Source organism: Shewanella sp. MTB7 (assembly GCF_027571385.1).
In the GTDB taxonomy this organism is placed as follows: domain Bacteria; phylum Pseudomonadota; class Gammaproteobacteria; order Enterobacterales; family Shewanellaceae; genus Shewanella.
Genome location: NZ_CP085636.1, coordinates 2,772,156 through 2,792,131 on the forward strand (window position 1 = coordinate 2,772,156; position 19,976 = coordinate 2,792,131).

11 protein-coding genes are annotated in these 19,976 nt (G+C 41.1%); all 11 read left to right on the forward strand.

Translation table 11 applies throughout. The features are described 5' to 3' along the window. Positions 1-2 precede the first annotated feature (2 nt). The 11 genes from HWQ47_RS11800 (at position 3) to pyrD (ending at position 19,875) form a co-directional block, all read left to right on the forward strand. Complete coding sequence (locus HWQ47_RS11800; RefSeq protein WP_269971308.1) at positions 3-461, forward strand: GAF domain-containing protein; 459 nt, start codon at positions 3-5, stop codon at positions 459-461. Positions 462-748: 287 nt separating this feature from the next. Then, on the forward strand, positions 749-1,381 hold the full coding sequence (proQ, locus tag HWQ47_RS11805) for an RNA chaperone ProQ (protein WP_269971730.1): 633 nt from the start codon (positions 749-751) through the stop codon (positions 1,379-1,381). 30 nt (positions 1,382-1,411) lie between these two features. Beyond that, a complete protein-coding gene (prc, locus tag HWQ47_RS11810) occupies positions 1,412-3,484 on the forward strand; it encodes a carboxy terminal-processing peptidase (RefSeq protein WP_269971309.1) in 2,073 nt (690 codons plus the stop codon). Between the two features lie 102 nt (positions 3,485-3,586). Beyond that, positions 3,587-6,148: an aminopeptidase N gene (gene pepN, locus HWQ47_RS11815; protein WP_269971310.1), complete on the forward strand. Its 2,562-nt coding sequence runs from the start codon at positions 3,587-3,589 to the stop codon at positions 6,146-6,148. A 90-nt stretch (positions 6,149-6,238) separates the two neighbouring features. Beyond that, the gene (locus HWQ47_RS11820; RefSeq protein WP_269971311.1) at positions 6,239-6,454 is read left to right on the forward strand and encodes a DUF2835 domain-containing protein; all 216 of its coding nucleotides are present in this window, start codon (positions 6,239-6,241) and stop codon (positions 6,452-6,454) included. Positions 6,455-6,783: 329 nt separating this feature from the next. After that, positions 6,784-8,832, forward strand: coding sequence for a DUF1302 domain-containing protein (locus HWQ47_RS11825; RefSeq protein ID WP_269971312.1), 2,049 nt, complete (start codon positions 6,784-6,786; stop codon positions 8,830-8,832). Between the two features lie 18 nt (positions 8,833-8,850). Continuing rightward, positions 8,851-10,215 (forward strand): DUF1329 domain-containing protein, encoded by a 1,365-nt coding sequence (locus HWQ47_RS11830; RefSeq protein ID WP_269971313.1) that lies wholly within the window; start codon positions 8,851-8,853, stop codon positions 10,213-10,215. A 59-nt stretch (positions 10,216-10,274) separates the two neighbouring features. Beyond that, on the forward strand, positions 10,275-11,300 hold the full coding sequence (locus HWQ47_RS11835; RefSeq protein WP_269971314.1) for a WD40/YVTN/BNR-like repeat-containing protein: 1,026 nt from the start codon (positions 10,275-10,277) through the stop codon (positions 11,298-11,300). Between the two features lie 13 nt (positions 11,301-11,313). Then, entirely contained in the window at positions 11,314-13,623 is a 2,310-nt protein-coding gene (locus tag HWQ47_RS11840; protein ID WP_269971315.1) for an efflux RND transporter permease subunit, read from the forward strand. A gap of 272 nt (positions 13,624-13,895) precedes the next feature. Then, positions 13,896-18,740, forward strand: coding sequence for an NAD-glutamate dehydrogenase (locus HWQ47_RS11845; RefSeq protein ID WP_269971316.1), 4,845 nt, complete (start codon positions 13,896-13,898; stop codon positions 18,738-18,740). Between the two features lie 112 nt (positions 18,741-18,852). Beyond that, positions 18,853-19,875, forward strand: coding sequence for a quinone-dependent dihydroorotate dehydrogenase (pyrD, locus tag HWQ47_RS11850; RefSeq protein ID WP_269971317.1), 1,023 nt, complete (start codon positions 18,853-18,855; stop codon positions 19,873-19,875). Positions 19,876-19,976 lie beyond the last annotated feature (101 nt).

The window sequence follows — 19,976 nt, forward strand, 5'->3', positions numbered from 1 at the left end:
GTATGGATGCTCGGTGTTATGAATCACTAAATCGACAAACTCAGGGCTTACTTGCCGGAGAGGATAATTTCGTTGCTGCGATGGCAAATTTTTCAGCTTTAATCAATGATTCTTTGGATAATCTTAACTGGGTTGGCTTTTATCTATTGAAAGATGGTCAACTTATTTTGGGTCCTTTCCAAGGTAAAGTAGCTTGTAGTCGTATCCCGTTAGGGAGAGGTGTCTGTGGAACCTCTGCCTTACAAAAGCAAACATTTCGGGTTGCCGATGTGCATCAATTCGATGGTCATATCGCGTGTGATTCTGCTAGTGAGTCTGAGATTGTTATCCCTGTTTTTAATAAAGGGGAGCTTGTGGCAGTGCTGGATATTGACAGTCCAATTCTGAATCGATTCACTGAAACAGATCAAATAGGGCTGGAAAACTTGGTGAAGAGCTTCGAAAGTGCGTTATTTGGTTAAACTACAACCGATTTTACATAATTGATGGTCGCAATCGTGCCAGTCACGTTTATAATAGGCAATTCGAATGATTAGGGCGCTGAGCGTTCCTCATTCTTAGAATGAATGCTTGGCGTTTGTTAATTGTAATTGCTAAGGTATGTCTGTTGCGTTTGTACTATTGCTCAACGTTTAGCCTTTGGCAGAACTTGAATACTGCAACGCCTGACGAATATAAACGACCCTAGATAGCATATCCTTTTGGGAGTGTTTGGATAGAGTCCCTTTTTTAAACTGTGGAAGTAATGATGGAATCAACAGAGAAGTTGACCGACACCAACGCAATTCTTGCGTATTTATATGAAACATTTCCTTTGTGCTTTATCGCCGAAGGTGAAACTAAGCCATTAAAGATTGGATTGTTTCAGGATTTGGCTGAAAGGTTGGCTGATGATTCTAAAGTAAGTAAAACTCAATTGAGAATTGCCTTAAGACGCTATACTAGTAGTTGGCGTTACCTCAAAGGCGTTAAAGCGGGTGCACAACGTATCGACTTAGACGGCCAAGATTGTGGTGAATTAGAGCAAGAGCATATCGAGCATGCTCAATTGACACTTAAAGAGAGTCAAGAAAAAGCGAAAGCTAAACGTATCGAAAAAGCGACAGCAGCCAAAGCAAGCGAAAGAGCGAGTAAGAAGTCGGTTAAAAAAGTAGCACCTAAACGTGTTAAACCCGCTCCTAAGCTAGTTAAAGAAGCGGCTCCAGTTGTTGAATTAGTACCAGCGGTATTAAATGAGTTGAAACAAAACCAGCGTGTTAATGTCAAACTAGGTAAGACACCTGTTGCAGGTGTTATTGTTGATATTAAGAAATCTGATGTTCAAGTACAGTTAGACTCAGGTTTAACGGTGAAAGTACGCATTGAGCACATAATGCTGTAATAAACTTAAAGTAAAAGGAGTAACTTGTTGATGCGAAAAATACCCCTGGTTGTTTCAATCGCCAGTATTTTTGTAGGATTTTCGGCGTGGGCGTTAACCCCATCAATTCCATTCAGCGAGTTACCCGCTTTAACACAGGAGCCGCAACATAAAGTTGCGAGCAAACGTGTTACTGGTCTCTTCACTCGTTCTCATTATCATAGATTCGATCTTGATGATAATTTCTCTGAGCAAGTTTTTCAACGTTACCTCAAGCAGCTTGATTTTCGTCGTAACGTGATGTTGCAAAGCGATCTCGATAGCTTTGCTGTTTACTCAAAGCAGTTCGATGACATGCTTAAAAGCGGTGATTTGACGCCTGCATATAAGATGTTTGACTTGGTGCAGAAGCGTCGTTATGAACGTTTCGTTTACGCATTATCTCTGCTTGATAAAGAGATAGATTTTACGGTGGCTAATGATAAATATCAATATGATCGTGAAGATGCCGCTTGGGCAAAGGATGAAGCTGAAATAAATGAATTATGGCGTCAGCGTGTTAAGTATGATGCGCTGAACCTTAAGTTGACAGGTAAAACCTGGGAAGAAATAGTCCCAGTGCTTGAAAAGCGTTACAATAATGCGATTAAACGATTGAGCCAAACAAAAAGTGAAGATGTGTTCCAAGGTGTGATGAATGCATTTTCTCGTACGGTAGAACCACACACAAGTTATCTCTCACCTCGTAATGCAGAACGCTTTCAGATGGAGATGAACTTAAGCCTTGAAGGCATAGGTGCTGTGTTACAGATGGATGATGATTATACCGTGATCAAAAGTTTGGTGGCAGGTGGTCCCGCTGCAACCAGTGAGAAATTATCGCCAGAAGATAAGATTGTTGGTGTCGGACAAGACGGTAAAGAGATTGTTGATGTTATAGGCTGGCGTCTTGATGATGTTGTAGAGCTAATTAAAGGCCCCAAAGGCAGTAAAGTTGTTCTACAAATTTTACCTAAGAAAGGGGGCTCTTCTGCTAAGCCTTTCGAACTTGTCATTATTAGAGATAAAATCAGATTAGAAGATCGCGCAGCAACATCAGAAGTGATTGAGCCTGAAGAGGGAATGTATGCTAACCGTAAAGTTGGTGTGATTCAGATCCCTGGTTTCTATATGGATCTCTCAAAAGATGTCTCCAAAGAGCTAGTTAAACTAAAAGAAGCACAAGTTGAAGGCATTATTATTGATCTTAGAGGAAATGGCGGTGGTGCATTAACTGAGGCAACACTATTAACGGGCTTGTTTATTGAACAAGGTCCAGTGGTTCAGATCAGAGATGCAAACGGTAGAGTGACTGATAATCGTGATAATGATGGTAAAGTTGCTTACTCAGGCCCATTGAGTGTGATGGTAGATCGCTACAGTGCATCGGCATCAGAGATTTTTGCCGCTGCGCTTCAGGACTATGATCGTGCATTAATTGTTGGAGAGTCAACTTTTGGTAAAGGTACAGTGCAGCAACATAAGAGCCTAGGCCGAATTTATGATATGTATGAGAAGCCAATAGGGCATGTTCAATATACGATAGCTAAATTTTACCGTATTAACGGTGGCAGTACTCAGCTTAAAGGCGTTACGCCTGATATCTCATTCCCTAGTGCATTGGAGCCTGGTGAGTATGGTGAAGCCGAGGAAGATAACGCGTTACCTTGGGATAAAGTTCCTGTTGCTCAATACGGTACACTTGGTGATGTGAATCCAAACCTTATTACTAATTTGGATACTAAACATAAAGCGCGTATTGGTAAAGATGTTGAATTTGGCTATATCTATCAGGACATCGCCGAATTTAAAAAGCATCACGATGAGAAAACTGTATCCTTAGTTGAAAGCGAGCGAGTCTCTGAGCGTGAAATTAATGATAAAAAGCAGTTGGATCGCCTTAATGAGCGTCGTGTAAGTCAAGGGTTTGAAGTTGTTAAGAGCCTAGACAGTGATGACGAGACTGATGCAGAAACCGTTGATGAGAAGGAAGTTGAAACACCTGACGCTTTCCTTGACGAAACTGTTTATATCACTTTAGACTTAGTCGATATTGAAAAAATGGCAAAGAACGACATTAGGTAAAGTTAACATCTCAGATAAAAACGCGCTATAAGCGCGTTTTTTTATATTCATACCCTTCATAAAATCTGTTCTAACAAGTATAAAAGGATTTAAGGTAGGAAAATGGCACAAGTTAAAGCGAAATACCTCAAAGATTATTTATCCCCTGCATTCATCATTACCCATATCGATCTGAGTTTTGACTTAGCGGGCTCAAATACTCAAGTCACTGCTAAAAGCCATGTGGTTCGTAAAGATAATCAACAAACTAAACTAATACTTGATGGTGATTTGATGAAATTGCTATCAGTTAAGATCAATGATGTTGATGTTACTTATATTCAAGATGAAGCAGGGTTGACGATTGAAACAAGGCTGAAAGAGTTCGAGTTAGAGATTGTGACCCAACTTGATCCTGAAGCCAATTCAAGTCTTGAAGGTCTTTATATGTCAGATGGAGCTTATTGCACTCAGTGTGAGGCTGAAGGCTTTAGACGCATCACTTACTTTCTAGATAGACCCGATGTTCTTACTGTATATAGTGTCCGAGTCGAAGCTGATAAAGCGGCTTTTCCCTATCTATTAAGTAATGGCAATCTTATGGAGCAAGGTGATCTTGTTGGAGGTCGTCATTTTGTACAGTGGCAAGATCCTTTCCCTAAACCTGCTTATCTGTTTGCCTTAGTTGCCGGTGATTTCGACCTGTTAGAAGGTGAATTTATTACCCGTAGTCAGCGCCCTGTAAAACTGCAGGTTTTTGTTGATAAAGGCAATCTTCATAAATCACATCACGCGATGGCATCATTGAAAAAGTCCATGGCTTGGGATGAGTCCCGCTTCGATCTTGAATATGATCTCGATATCTACATGATAGTCGCTGTTGATTTTTTCAACATGGGAGCGATGGAAAACAAAGGCTTAAATGTCTTTAATACTAAATATGTGTTGGCTGATACCAGTTCGGCTACCGATGATGATTATCATGGTATTGAGGCTGTAGTTGGTCATGAGTATTTCCATAACTGGACAGGCAACCGTGTAACATGCCGTGACTGGTTCCAATTAAGCCTTAAAGAGGGATTAACCGTCTTTAGGGATCAAGAGTTCAGCTCTGATCTTGGTTCTCGTGCTGTAAATCGCATTCATGCTATTAAAGTTATTAAAAATCAGCAGTTTGCCGAAGATTCAGGGCCTATGGCTCATCCGATTAGACCTGAGTCGGTTATAGAGATGAATAACTTCTACACCGTGACTGTCTATAACAAGGGGGCTGAAGTGATTCGAATGATACACACTCTGCTTGGTGAATCAGGCTTTCAAGCGGGTATGAAGCTCTACTTTGAACGTCATGATGGCCAAGCTGTGACGTGTGATGATTTCACTGCAGCGATGCAAGATGCAAGTGGTGTTGATCTTAGTCAGTTTGTTTTATGGTACAGCCAGTCGGGAACACCAATTGTGACTGTAACAGAGCTGTATGATGAGAATAATAAAAAATACAAGCTTATTATTAATCAGTTAACTCCTACTACGGCCGATCAAATCAATAAATCAGCACTGCATATTCCGTTTGATCTTGAGCTGTTATCGCCAGAAGGCGATTCAATGCTGAGTGAAGTGCTCGATGTTAAGTCTACTCATGAAGAGTTTGTGTTTAACAATATTGCCCATAAACCAACGCCATCCTTGCTGCAGAATTTCTCTGCGCCTGTGAAACTTGATTTTGATTACTCGATAGAGCAATTGGTTCACCTGATGCGCTTTGCATCGAGTGAAGTGGCTCGGTGGGAAGCATCGGTTGCACTCTTTAGCCAATCAGTTTGGGCAAATGTTGACAACTTAAATGCAAAAAAAGCGATGTATGTTGATCTTAGACTGACCGATGCTTACCGTGGCGTATTGTTATCTGAGTCATTAGATCCTGCGCTTGTGGCGGAGATCTTTACTTTCCCAAGTGTATCCTCTTTGATTGAGCAAGTTAGCTCTGTTGAACTTGATATTTTAGCTATTGCGCGTGACTTTGTGATTGAAGCGCTTGCATCTGCCTGTGAGGATGAATTACTTGCTCGCTATCGTGAGCAAGTCAATGTCGATAGTCCAGCTGCTCGTTCACTTAAAAATGCATGTTTGTTATTGTTGCAAAAGGTATCAGAAGAGCACCAACAACATGCTCAATGGCAGTATGATAATGCCGTTAATATGACTGATAGTTTAGGGGCTCTACAGGCCTTAAATGGTGAGGGTTCTTCTTTACGAAGTAGGCTTATGGCTGATTATGAAACCAAGTGGCTAGAGACTCCGCTTGTTATGGATAAATGGCTAACCTTGCAAGCGACATCTGGATCAGACACTTGTTTAGAGAGATTAGAGGCGTTAACTGAACATGCATCTTTCAGTTTCTCTAATCCAAATAGGGTACGTTCTTTAGTAGGAGCTTTTGCCGCAGCTAACATAATTCAATTCCATCGACACGATGGTAAGGGCTATAATTTTTTAACTGAAACCATTATTAAGTTGAATAAGTTAAATCCCCAAGTGGCAGCTAGACTCATCACGCCACTTATTCAGTTTAAAAAGTTCGACCAACATAGGCAAGCGCTGATGAAGTCCTGTTTAGAACGCATTTTGGCACTACCTGAATTATCAACTGACCTTTATGAAAAAGCCTCGAAAGCACTTGATTAATAAAGGATTGTAAAGTAAAAACAGGCTATGTATAACGCCTATGACCTCCCTTAGTCTAGGCGTTTTTCTCCCTTTATAAGAATTTAAAAGATGACTTTTTACTTTTCTCTTCATGTCAGTTTCCAAGAGTTTGAGCGGTATTATCAAGGCCATGTTAGTAAAGTCGAAGTACATGACCAAAATGGTAGAACCCTTTGGATTAATGGTAGACATTTTCGACCTTTCTTAACAAGGTCTGGGATCAAAGGACAATTTAAAATGGAATTGACCAGTACCGGTGACCTTCTATCATTGACACAAATTTGAGTAAATACAAATTAGAGTATTTACTTCAAACGACCGATTATATTTCGCGAGTAAAAGTGAACGATTAACTGCCTCCTATCCTATTGTTATTATAAGTATTTATTGTCACATTTAGTATGCGTTTCCACTGTTTCACTGCCATTTTAAATCAAGCGTTTAAATTATTGTTTTATTATTGACGAAACTATCTAATACTCCAGAAGATTTTCTTATCTTCAACCTTGCTCATAAGATGTAAATGCTGTAACAATGGTGTTACCTGTCGGCTAACAAGATGTTGGTTGTCATTCCTATAACAAGAATCCAGCAGGTTACGGAGAAGAGCTAAAATGAAAAAGGTTATTAACGGCTTTAATAAGTCGACACTTGCTTTAGGGATCGTAGCGGCATTGAGTATGGGAGTAACATCCAGCGTCAGTGCTATATCGTTCAATTGGGGAGAGGTTGAAGGTACATTCGATAGTACCTTCTCAGCGGGCGCTAGCTGGCGCGTTGAAGGTCGTGACTGGGACAGTCACATCGGTAAGGTCAATCACCCTAACTTTGACTGGTCTAACTATTCAGCATTCAATAATACAAAATATACTTCAACTCAAATATGGGCGCAGCCAGGTTCATATTCCAGTAATGGTGACTTGAGTAATCAACTTTACGCTAAAGGAGACACTACTGCCGTTGTATTTAAAGGGTTACATGAACTGTCGCTTAAATATAAGAACTTTGGTGTGTTTGCGCGAGGAATGTATTTCTTTGATCAAAAGGCCAACAATGGCAGTTATGGCTATACCGATCCGATAACAGGTCAAGACTATGATCCATGTGCAGACTCGAAAGCATCAGATGTGCAATGTAAAGATATTCGATTGTTAGATGCATTTGTTTACGGTGACTTTGATTTCAATGATGGTGCAAACCCACTTACAGTTCGTATCGGTAACCAAGTCGTGTCTTGGGGGGAAAGTACGCTTATACCACATGGAATAGGCGTTATTAACCCGGTTGATCTTAATATACTCAATGCGCCAGGTTCTGAACTAAAAGAGGCCTTTAGACCTCAAGGCATGATCTGGGCATCGTTAGGACTTACTGACGAAATGTCAGTTGAAGCTTTTTATCAATATGATTGGGAGTCTGTCTGGGTGCCAACCCCTGGTTCATTCTTTTCTACCAATGATTTTGCCGGATATGGCGGTTATAGTCAGAATGCTCAGCTAGGTTTCAATGCTAATCCAGATATTAATCTTGCGTTTTTAGAGCAAGAGTACAACAACTTAGTAGGTATGATGGCGTCTGGTCAGGTAACACCTGAACAGTTAGGTGCACTTGCTTTGGCTTATCCAACAAAAGTGACACTAGTTGAAGATCAGGCAAGTGCCAGTGACTCGGGTCAATTTGGTCTTAAAATTGGTTACTACGCCCCAGAGCTTGGCGAGACTGAGTTTGGCCTTTACTACATGAATTACCATAGTCGCAGACCGCTGATCAGTGGCACAGTTGCTAACTTTACTCAAGAAGCTATTGGTCGTGATCTTGCTCAACTTGGTGGGATAGCAGCGAGTGGCGGCACGGTAGATCGTGAAACCTTATTAGGTTTGGAGACTTTCTCTAAGGCACAAATCGTTTATCCAGAAGATATCCAACTTTATGGATTAAGTTTCAATACTTTAGTGGCTGACACTTCTGTCGCTGGTGAAATTGCTCACCGTATAGATGAGCCACTACAGATTGATGATGTTGAACTGCTTTTTGCTGCAATGCCACAACAACTCGCGAATGCGGGTCTGCGTCCGGATCTTGATGGAATTTCACAAATGAGTGTTGTTGCACCAGGTGAAACGGCAAAAGGTTATATTTTGAGGGATACAACTCAGGCGCAATTTACCTTAACACATCTGTTTGGTCCCACATGGGGCATGAGTAACTTAGTCATGCTGGCTGAAGTGGGTGGTGTGTGGATCCATGATATGCCAGATGAAGATGTGTTGCGCTTAAATGGCCCTGGAACGGGTCGCTCTGGTGGTAACCCTGATATGCCAGGGATCATCCAAGCGCTGCAGGATGGTGTTGAGACAAATCCTTTCCCAACCGATTTTGCATGGGGTTATCGTTTAGTCGCAAAAGCGGATTACAATAATTTGTTTGCCGGTGTAAACATGTCTCCTCGAATCATCTTCTCTCACGATGTCGATGGTATCACTCCGGATCCTATGTTCTTGTTTACTGAAGGCAAGAAATCTGTATCTGTTGGTGTTAACTTTGATTATCAGAGTCGCTGGGGTGCTGATTTCTCTTACAACAGCTTCTTCGGTGGTGTAGGAACAACTAACCAGATGTCTGACCGTGATTACGTGTCATTTAACATCAAGTATTCAATCTAAATCACAAGGACAATAATAATGAATAAACTTGGGATATTGTCGGCTGCTGTGATGGTTGCACTAAGTGCTCCAAGCGCATTAGCCAAAGTAAGCGAGGCTGAGGCTGCAAAGCTTGGTACGGAGCTAACGCCTATGGGTGGAGTCAAAGCGGCGAATGCCGATGGTTCTATTCCGGCTTGGGATGGTGGGATTAAATCTGCTATTGCGGGATATGAGAAGGGGATGCATCATCCTGATCCTTTCTCGCAAGATAAGATTGAGTTCACTATCACTAATGCTAATAAAGATAAGTATAAGGCTAACCTTAGTGAAGGTCAGATGAAGCTTTTTGAGCTTTATCCTGATACTTATAAAATGAACGTTTATCAGACGCGTCGTACGGCATCTGTTCCGCAGTTTGTTTATGATGCAACTAAAGCTAATGCGACTCGAGCTGAACTTGTTTCTGAAGGTAACGGCGTTAAAGGTGCTTCAATAGGAGTTCCTTTCCCGATACCGCAAAATGGTTTAGAGGTCATTTGGAACCATGTATTGCGTTTTCGTGGTGTCGATGTCGAAACGGCCCGAAGTCAAGCTGCACCAACCGCTGGCGGTAGTTATACATTGGTTGAGACATCAGAGGAAATTAGATTTCAGTACTCTCGTCCTGAAATGACCCTCGATCAGTTGAACGCAACCAATACCTTGTTTTACTTCAAGCAAGTTGTGACTCAACCAGCGCGTTTGGCAGGTACAGCTCTACTGGTAAAAGAGACAATGGATCAGGAAGCTTTACCTCGTCAAGCTTGGACCTATAACACAGGTCAGAGGCGAGTACGTAAAGCGCCTAATGTCGCATTTGACACTCCAGGTTCAGTTTCTGATGGCCTTAGAACAACCGATGATTTTGATATGTTTAATGGCTCTCCAGTGCGTTATAACTGGGAGTTGATCGGTAAACAAGAGGTGTATATTCCCTATAACGATTACAAGTTGCATTCAGACAAACTGGAGTATGATCAAATTGTTCATCCCGGTCATATCAATCCTGAATTTGTTCGTTGGGAAAAACACCGCGTATGGGTTGTTAAAGCTCAGCTGAAAGAGGGAATGCGCCATATCTATAAGACGCGTATTTTCTATATTGATGAAGATTCTTGGCAGGTATCATTAGCTGATATGTATGATAACCGTGATGAGTTATATCGTGTTGCTGTTGCGCATGGTCTTAACTATTACGAAGTTCCTACCCATTGGAGTACATTGGAAGTTTTCCATGATCTTCAATCACGTCGATATCTCGCAATGGGGCTCGATAACGAAGGTCGTATGTATAACTTTGATGCGAAATTGAGTGAAGCTAACTTCACCCCTGCAGCACTAAGACGTGCTGGCATTCGTTAACTCTCTCCGATACAACAGGGGCACGTAAATGTGCCCCTCTATCTCTTAAGGAAGTCTGTATGTTGTCTAGCATGCTTCGATTGATCCCAATCATTTTATTTACGGCGTTCTTGTCACCTATATCTGTGGTGGCCAGCGACTCTTTTAGTTTAAAGAATCAAATTCAACCTTTGGCTATTAAGTCAAATATTCTCGATATAGCCGTTAAAGGTGAGACCATGGTGGCTGTTGGTGAGCGCGGTCATATTTTTGTTTTTGATGAGCAAAATACGCCCAAGTGGCGTCAAGTTCTATCACCAATATCATCACACCTCACGAAAGTTTTTTTTATTACCCCTAAACGTGGCTGGGCAGTGGGCCATGACGCAACTATTGTTCACACTCAGGATGCTGGTTTAACCTGGCAAGTTCAAAATATCTCTCCAGAGGTTGAGAAACCACTATTAGATGTACTCTTTTTTGACGAAAACAATGGTGTTGCGGTTGGTGCATATGGTCTGTTCTACCGCACCAGTAACGGTGGTGATGAGTGGACTCCTGAATATCATGAAGAGTTGCTGTTTGAAGAGGATGTCGCTTACTTAGCAGAGTTAAAAGCGGAAGATGAAGCGTTATATCTTAGTGAGCGTAGCGCGCTACTGCCACATTTTAATCGTATTATAGCCACTAAAGATGGTCGTCTTATTATGGTTGGTGAGCTTGGCCTTGTATCGGTATCTAATGATCGTGGCTTTCACTGGCAGAAACTTAATTTTATCTATGAAGGGTCGCTGTTTAATGTTATCGAATCAAAGCATCGCTTTTATGTGATGGGACTGCGAGGTCACCTATTTCAAACCGCAACGGATTTGGCTCAATGGAATGAAATTATTTTACCAACGGACTCTACCATTAATGGCGCTATGTTGAAAAAAGATGGATCGTTACGTGTAGTTGGTAATGCTGGAATTGTGGTTGATGTTGCTGCCAGTGGGGAAAGTGAGTTGGTTACTCAACGTCAAGGCGAGAATCTAGTTTCAATAGATCGAGATCCTCAGGGGCATGTATGGGTTGCAGGTACTAAAGGCCTCTTCGAACTAAAATAATAGGATCCTTAAGATGTTAGATAAAATGGTTAATGGATTTGAATCCTTTCTATTTCGACACAGAATTTTTGTCATAATCTTGTTTATGCTGACAACTGTTTTTTTAGGGTTTCAAGCAAGTAATTTAAAGATGGATGCGGCATTTATTAAAAATATCCCGCTAAATCATAGTTATATGCATACCTATTTAAAGCATCAAAAGCAGTTTGGTGGTGCGAATAGCATTATGGTGGCAGTTGAAGATACCAGTGGTGATATCTTTAATGAAACATTTTTTGATGCGCTGAAAAATGTTCACGATCAACTTTTCTTTATTCCCGGTGTGGACAGAGCACAGGTGAAATCGCTGTTTTCTCCCTCGACACGTTTTACTGAAGTGGTTGAAGACGGGTTTGCAGGCGGTCCGGTTATACCCGCAGATTTTTCAACGACAGCGGCTGGATTAGCTGTTGTGCGAGGTAATATTGAGAAAGCGGGCATTGTTGGACGCTTAATTGCTGAGGATTATTCAGCTGCTATGGTGTCAGCTCAGTTGATGGATTTTGATCCGCAAACTGGCGAACCTCTCGATACTTTAGCGTTTGCTGAGCAGTTAGAACAAGAGTTACGGGCCCAGTTTGAAAATGAGGATATTAAGATCCACATTATAGGTTTCGCTAAAATGGCGGGCGATGTGGCAGAAGGCGCTAAAGGCGTCATGTTGTTTTTCCTTATCGCTATTTTAGTCACTGCGGTGATGGTTTATCTGTTTTCAAAATCATTAGTACTGACTTTCTTACCTTTAGCTTGTAGCTTAATGGCTGTCATTTGGCAGCTGGGTTTATTGACGGTAGTAGGATTTGGCTTAGATCCTATGTCAATTTTGATCCCGTTTCTGGTGTTCGCTATTGGTGTGAGTCACAGTGTACAGATGATCAACACCGTCAGACGAAGAGTCGCTGATGGAGTGTCGACAAAAGCGGCTGCAGCTTTGGCTTTTCGAAGCTTGTTGATCCCTGGTGGTATTGCGTTACTTTCTGATACGGTAGGGTTTCTGACCTTGTTGGCTATCGATATTGGTATTATTCGTGAATTGGCTATCTCTGCATCTTTGGGTGTTGGAGTGATCATTTTGACCAACCTGATCTTACTTCCTTTACTGATCTCGTATACTCATGTGTCAGTTCCTAAAAAATTAAAAGATGATTCTCAGAGCAAGATTAATCTGCTATGGCGAAAACTTTCGCTTTTTGCTACGCCTAAATACGCAATTTGGGTATTAGTTATCACGGCAATACTCTATGGATTCGGTGCACAGCAGGCGAGTTTGATGAAGGTGGGGGATCTACAAGGTGGCGCGCCGGCATTGCATTTAGACTCAAGATATAATCAAGATACTTTCTATATCACAGATAAATTTTCTATTACCACCGATGTGCTGACAGTGATTGTTGAAGCATTTCCTGAAGCATGCACCTACCATTCAGTGTTAACTCAAATTGATGAGTTTGAATGGGTAATAGGCAATACACCAGGCGTTGAAGCGACGGCAAGCTTGGCTTCGGTGGCTAAACGGGTCAATGCTGGCTTTAACGAAGGTAATCCAAAGTGGCAAGTTTTACCTAGAACGACTGCAAGTCTGGTTCAGGCCGTTGGACGAGTACCGACAACTTCAGGTTTGCTAAACAGTAATTGCTCTGTGATGCCCGTATATCTGTTTTTGAAAGATCATAAAGCAGAAACGATTGAGCTGGTTATTGATAAGGTTAAGGCCCTTGCGGCTGAAATGGATAATGACAAGATAAAGTTTCAGCTAGCTTCCGGTCCAGTAGGTGTTATGGCGGCAACCAATGAGGCCGTAGCTGAAGCACAATTACCTATGATGCTTTATGTTTATGGTGCAGTTTTTGTACTCTGCTTGATTAGCTTTAGATCGTTAAGAGCAACCATTGCGGTAATTTTACCCCTATATGTTGTTTCTACGCTTGCTCAAGCTTTGATGACGCAACTCGATATTGGCTTGGCAGTGAGTACGTTACCTGTAATTGCATTAGGTGTCGGAATCGGTGTTGATTATGGCATCTATATTTTGTCAACCATGGCGGTCAAACTAAGAGATGGTATGAAAGTCCAAGATGCCTATTATGAAGCGTTAGTTGAGAGAGGTAGTGCAGTGATATTTACTGGCCTTACTTTAGCTATTGGTGTGAGTACTTGGTTTTTCTCTGCACTAAAGTTCCAAATGGATATGGGGATCTTGCTCACATTCATGTTTTTAGTGAATATGATGGGCGCAATAATTATTTTGCCTGCAATCGCTGCTTTTTTCTGGCGAAAACCCTGATAGGGGGCATGAACAGGGAGCTTCGGCTCCCTTTTTATTTATATTTTTTTGAATAGTTACGCTTAAATGTCGATTGTTTTGTCATAAAAACAGCTAAAAGCTTGCTGTAACTGGTTTTATAGAGGATCTACCACTAAAATAACACTCGAAAAGTGTTGGTTTTAGTAATAGACTTCGCACATGACCTAGGTCACATTGTTCGGGCCGGTCATTTATACAAGCATCCCAAAAAAATATAAAAGCGCTGCCATAGACCCTAAGGAAACAGCAACATGGCCTTGAAAGATGCAATGCCTTCGGTACTACTAGAAAATGTAGTCAACTTAATTCATTCTAAAGTTCCAAATGTACAAGCAAAGCAAGTTGAACAATTTGCTAATTGCCTTTATGCTCACATGTCTAAAGACGATCTTAAAGCTCGTAATGATAGTGATCTTTATGGGGCAGTATTAAGCCTTTGGAATGCCGCGAACCTTACACTACAAGGTGAGTCACATATTCGGGTATTTAACCCTAGCCAGTCAAAACACGGCTGGCAATCAACGCATTCAATTATTGAAGTTATACAGCCTGATATGCCATTTTTGGTTGATTCAATTATTATGGCTCTAAATCGTTTGGGTATTACTTCCCATATGATTTTACATACACCTCTTTCGATCAAAAGAACAAAAGGAAGTATTTCTCAGGTTAAGTATTGTGATGATACTGATGAAAAATCTGAGAAAGTAGCTATTTTCCTTATTGAAATTGATAGACAAAGTTCAGATAAAGAGATTAAACGATTAGAGAAAGAGCTTGAGTCGGTGTTGAGTGATGTTGCTGCATCTGTTCATGACTGGAAAGCGATGTCTGAAAAACTGAGTTCAACAATCGCTGAGCTTGCAACTCGTCCTTACCCTGGCCACAAACAAGAACTGGAGGAGGCAACAAACTTCCTCAATTACCTTAATGACCACCATTTCACACTGCTCGGATATCGACGCTATGATCTTCGTAAAGTAGCCGGTGATTTAGAGCTGGTACCAGATACGACAACCAGCTTAGGTTTAATGAATATTCCGGGGAAACCTCAGCCGGAAAGTGGGCTGTTACTGTCTAATTTTTCTGAAAGTGCCCGTAAAGAAGCGCTTGATAACAGTTTACTTATTTTAACTAAGAGTAGTGAGAAGAGCCGAGTTCATAGGCCTGCTTACGTTGATTACGTTGGCGTTAAACGTTTCGATAAGCAAGGTAATGTGATTGGTGAAGATAGATTTTTAGGTCTTTATGCTTCAAATTTGTATAACAGAAGCCCACGTGAGATCCCGCTTTTAGCCGAAAAAGTTCAACGTGTATTAGATCGCTCAAACTTAACCCCACGCTCTCATGATTATAAAGCGTTGATGCATATCTTGGAAACACTTCCACGCGATGAGCTTATTCAAGGTAACGTCGAACAGTTAGCCTATGTAGCCCATGGTGTGCTTGAGATGCAAGATCGTGACAAACTTAAGTTGTTCGTTCGTAAAGATGGTTTTGGACGTTTTCTTTCGTGTCTGGTTTATGTCTCTAAAGACAGATACAACACTAAGCTGCGAGAAGATACTCAACGCATTCTAGCTCAGCATTTCAAGACTGATGCAGATGTAGAGTTCACAACTTATTTTTCAGAATCAACGCTTGCACGTACCCATTACATAGTTAAAGTCGATAACAATAATATGGATGTAGATGTGGCCGCTATTGAAAATAATTTAGCTGAAGCAGCACGATCTTGGGAAGATAAACTCAATGATGCTCTAAGCAGTGCTCAGGGTGAAGAATCAGGTACTAGCTTAACAAAACGATATATAAATGCCTTTCCACGCAGCTACAAAGAAGATGTACTACCAAGTTCCGCCGTTGTTGATATCCAGCACCTTGAAGCGCTAGATGATAACCATAAATTGGGTATGCTCTTCTATCAACCACAGGAAACAGCGCTTAATAATAACAAAGTACGTTTGAAGCTTTTCCACAAAGATGAACCTATTCATCTTTCAGACGTATTACCTATGTTAGAAAATTTTGGTCTACGTGTGATCAATGAAAGGCCGTACGAGTTAAAGAATTCCAATAATGATACTTACTGGATCTTAGATTTCTTGATGACGGTGCAGAGAACATCGACTCAAAGTATTGCTGATAGTCAGGTTCGCTTCCAAACCGCCTTGGCCGATGTTTGGAACAAACAGCTCGAAGATGATGGTTTTAACCGTTTAGTGCTTGCGACAACTCTGGGTGGACGTGAAGTTTCGATATTGCGTGCTTACGCTAAATATATGCGTCAGATAGATGCTACTTTTAGCCAAGCTTATATCGAAGAAACCTTTACTCGCTATCCTCAAATAGCAGAGTTACTGGTTAAAATGTTTATCCGTAAGTTTAACCCTAAGCTTAAAACCCGTACTTTAAACAAATTTTTAGAGCAGATTGATTTATGTTTAGAAGAGGTTTCAAGCTTAGATGATGACCGTATTATTCGTCGTTATTTAGATCTCATCAATGCAACGTTAAGAACCAATTTTTATCAGCTTGCAGCAGATGGGAGCGAGAAAGAGTATGTGTCATTCAAGTTTTCACCTGAACTGATACCTGAGATGCCTCGCCCTTTACCTAAGTTTGAAATTTTTGTCTATTCTCCAAGAGTTGAAGGTGTCCACCTTCGTGGTGGCAAAGTAGCTCGTGGTGGCTTACGTTGGTCAGATCGTCGTGAAGATTTCCGTACTGAAGTGCTTGGATTAGTAAAAGCGCAACAAGTCAAAAATACGGTGATTGTCCCCGTAGGCGCTAAAGGTGGTTTTGTCTGTAAGCAGTTGCCAACAGATGGAGGACGTGAAGCCTTCTTTACTGAAGGTCAAGAGTGTTACCGTATATTTATTCGCGCCTTGTTGGATATCTCTGACAATATTATCAACGGTGAAGTGGTACCGCCGCATAATGTTGTTCGCCATGATGAAGATGATCCTTACTTGGTTGTTGCTGCAGATAAAGGTACAGCAACCTTTTCCGATATTGCCAACGAAATCTCTGAGGAGTATAACTTTTGGTTGGGTGATGCGTTCGCATCCGGCGGCAGTAATGGTTACGATCACAAGAAGATGGGGATTACAGCGCGCGGCGCTTGGGAATCGGTGAAGCGTCACTTCCGTGAAATGGGGATTGATTGCCAAACAACAGATTTTACTTGTTTAGCGATTGGCGATATGGCTGGGGATGTGTTTGGTAATGGTATGCTCCTGTCAGAGCATACTCGACTAGTGACAGCATTTAACCATCTACATATATTTATCGACCCAAGTCCTGATGCTGGATCAAGCTATAAAGAGCGTGCTCGTTTGTTTAAATTGCCTCGTTCAAGTTGGGAGGATTACAACAAAGAGTTAATATCAAAAGGTGGTGGCATCTTTATGCGCTCAGCTAAATCAATCACCTTAACGCCTGAAATTAAGAAGATGCTAGGTACTAAAAAAGTGTCTATGACTCCGACGGAACTTTTAAAAGAGTTGTTGAAGATGAAGGTCGACCTTATCTGGAATGGTGGCATTGGCACTTATATGAAAGCCACCAGTGAGAGTCATGCTGAAGTGGGCGATCGAGCTAATGATACATTGCGAGTTAATGGTAATGAAGTACAAGCGAGAATTATTGGTGAAGGAGGTAACTTAGGGTGTACTCAACTTGGTCGTATTGAATATGCGGCTAATGGTGGTCGCATGAATACCGACTTCGTGGATAACGTGGGTGGCGTGGACTGTTCTGATAATGAAGTTAACATCAAGATTTTACTGAATGCCATTGTTGCTGATGGTGAAATGACGTTAAAGCAAAGAAATCGTTTGTTGGTTGATATGACAGATGAAGTGAGTCGTATCGTTTTACAGGACTGTAAAGATCAAACTCGGACAATCTCAGTGACTCAGGTTCGAGGTGCTGAACAACTTAAAGAACAGATCCGCTTTATTCAGTATCTTGAGAAAGAGGGTAAATTAGATCGAGCTCTTGAGTTTTTACCATCTGAAGATGAGCTTGCAGAACGTCTGGCGAATGGTAAACCATTGACTAGACCTGAACTATCTGTGCTAGTAGCATATTCGAAAATGCTGTTAAAGGAACAACTGTTAACACCTGAAATTACCGATGATCCTTTCTTAAGCCAGTTACTGGTCGAGTATTTCCCTCAGCAACTTCAAAAGAAATACAGCGATCGTATGGTAGATCATCCTCTTAGAGCTGAGATCATCGCGACTTCACTTGCCAATGAACTGGTTAATGATTTAGGTCTTAATTTTGTTCAACGTATGCAAGATGAGACAGGTGCCTCAGTTGCTGAAGCTGCTATTTGTTACACTATGGCTCGTGAAGTATTTGGTTTAGCAGGGTTAACTAAAAACATTACATCTCTTAACGGCATTATCCCTGCTGTTGTACAGGGTGAGATGTTGCATCAAATTCGCCGGAATATGCGTCGCGCATGTCGTTGGTTCTTACGCCACAGAAATCGTGGTCAGAGTATTCAACAAACGGTTGAATTTTTTGGTCCAGTATTTGCCGATCTTAAAGCTAATGTTCATAACTACATGGTTCAAGAGGAAGTTGAAGGAATCCGTCATGAGATTGCGGCGTTAATCAAAGAGGGTGTTACAGAAGAGGTTGCAACGAATGTTGTGAATATGAGTACTCTGTTCTCTGCTTTAGATATTGCACAAATTGCGGAATTGGAGACTAAACCTGTCGCTCTCGTGGCTCAGATTTACTTTAAGTTAGGCGCTAATGTTGAATTACACTGGTTCTTAGATCAGATAAGTGCTCAGCCTGTAGCGAACCATTGGCAAGCACTGGCAAGAGCGGCTTTCAGAGAAGAGCTAGATTGGCAACAGCGCTCATTGAGTTCCGTTGTGCTTCGTTCATGCACTGAAACCTGTGATGCAGATACTATTATTGCTCAGTGGATAGACTCGAACCAGAGCTTATTGGAGAGATGGTTTCATATGCTTGCAGATTTCAAGACATCACAAAGTCATGAATTTGCTAAGTTTTCAGTTGCTTTACGTGAACTAAATCTGTTGATCCTTCATTGTGAAGGTCAAAAATAAATAATTATAATGTATATACTCAAATAAACGATAGATACTGAATACTGCATCTTGAGTGGTCTGAGTATTAGCCCTGGCAATTGCTGGGGCTTTTTTCGGTCTAGGAGAAAACATGTTTTACAAACTCGCTCAGAAAGTCATGTTTCAGATGGATCCTGAAAAGGCACATCATTTTGCAATTAATAGTTTAAAGGTTACGGCAAATACGCCTTTAGATTGTTTTTATGCACAGAAAATAGACTCGACTCCAGTTGAATGTATGGGGATAACTTTTCCAAACCCAGTAGGTTTAGCTGCTGGAATGGATAAAGATGGCGAGTGCATAGATGGATTTCATGCAATGGGCTTTGGTCACATTGAAGTCGGCACAGTAACTCCACGACCACAACCAGGTAATGATCTGCCTCGTCTATTTCGATTAAAGCCTGCTAAGGGCATTATCAATAGAATGGGTTTTAACAATAAAGGTGTTGATAACCTGATTGCTAATTTAAAAATGGCAAAATCTGCTGCCTTAATTGGGGTCAATATAGGAAAGAATAAAGACACACCAGTAGAGCAAGGTAAAGATGACTATCTTATCTGTATGGAGAAAGTATATGAGTATGCAACATATATAGCGGTTAATATTTCATCACCAAACACGCCTGGCTTACGTAGTTTACAATATGGTGATCTTTTAGATGATCTATTAGGATCGCTTAAGTCGAAACAGAAAGAACTCGCTGAAAAGTACGGTAAGTACGTCCCTATTGCATTAAAAATAGCGCCGGACCTTTCTGATGAAGAGATTCAAAAAATTGCAGATTCTCTCATTAAAAATGAGTTTGATGGTGCAATTGCGACTAACACAACCTTAAGTCGTGATGGGGTTAGTGGATTAATTAATGCAAATGAAACGGGAGGGCTTAGTGGTAAGCCTTTGAATTTATTGTCAACATCAGTTATTAAAAAATTATCAATTTGCTTGAATGGTCAAATTCCTATTATAGGTGTTGGTGGTATAAATTCTGCGACTGATGCAATGGATAAGCTTGATGCTGGTGCAACTCTGGTACAAATATATTCAGGCTTCATTTATCAGGGCCCTCAACTAATTAAAGATATTGTTGATGCTTGTAGAGTTCGTAAATAAAGCGATCTTAAGTTAGATCTTATTTAGGATCGCACGATCGTTTTATTGATCGCGCGATCTTATGTAACATCTTGTAATATATTTAGATTTTTTTTAATTTG

Coding starts and splice junctions, on each gene's coding strand:
- prc (WP_269971309.1), top strand. CDS start 1,412: ATGCGAAAAATACCCCTGGTTGTTTCAATCGCCAGTATTTTTGTAGGA.
- HWQ47_RS11845 (WP_269971316.1), top strand. CDS start 13,896: ATGGCCTTGAAAGATGCAATGCCTTCGGTACTACTAGAAAATGTAGTC.
- HWQ47_RS11840 (WP_269971315.1), top strand. CDS start 11,314: ATGTTAGATAAAATGGTTAATGGATTTGAATCCTTTCTATTTCGACAC.
- HWQ47_RS11825 (WP_269971312.1), top strand. CDS start 6,784: ATGAAAAAGGTTATTAACGGCTTTAATAAGTCGACACTTGCTTTAGGG.
- HWQ47_RS11820 (WP_269971311.1), top strand. CDS start 6,239: ATGACTTTTTACTTTTCTCTTCATGTCAGTTTCCAAGAGTTTGAGCGG.
- HWQ47_RS11800 (WP_269971308.1), top strand. CDS start 3: ATGGATGCTCGGTGTTATGAATCACTAAATCGACAAACTCAGGGCTTA.
- proQ (WP_269971730.1), top strand. CDS start 749: ATGGAATCAACAGAGAAGTTGACCGACACCAACGCAATTCTTGCGTAT.
- pyrD (WP_269971317.1), top strand. CDS start 18,853: ATGTTTTACAAACTCGCTCAGAAAGTCATGTTTCAGATGGATCCTGAA.
- HWQ47_RS11835 (WP_269971314.1), top strand. CDS start 10,275: ATGTTGTCTAGCATGCTTCGATTGATCCCAATCATTTTATTTACGGCG.
- HWQ47_RS11830 (WP_269971313.1), top strand. CDS start 8,851: ATGAATAAACTTGGGATATTGTCGGCTGCTGTGATGGTTGCACTAAGT.
- pepN (WP_269971310.1), top strand. CDS start 3,587: ATGGCACAAGTTAAAGCGAAATACCTCAAAGATTATTTATCCCCTGCA.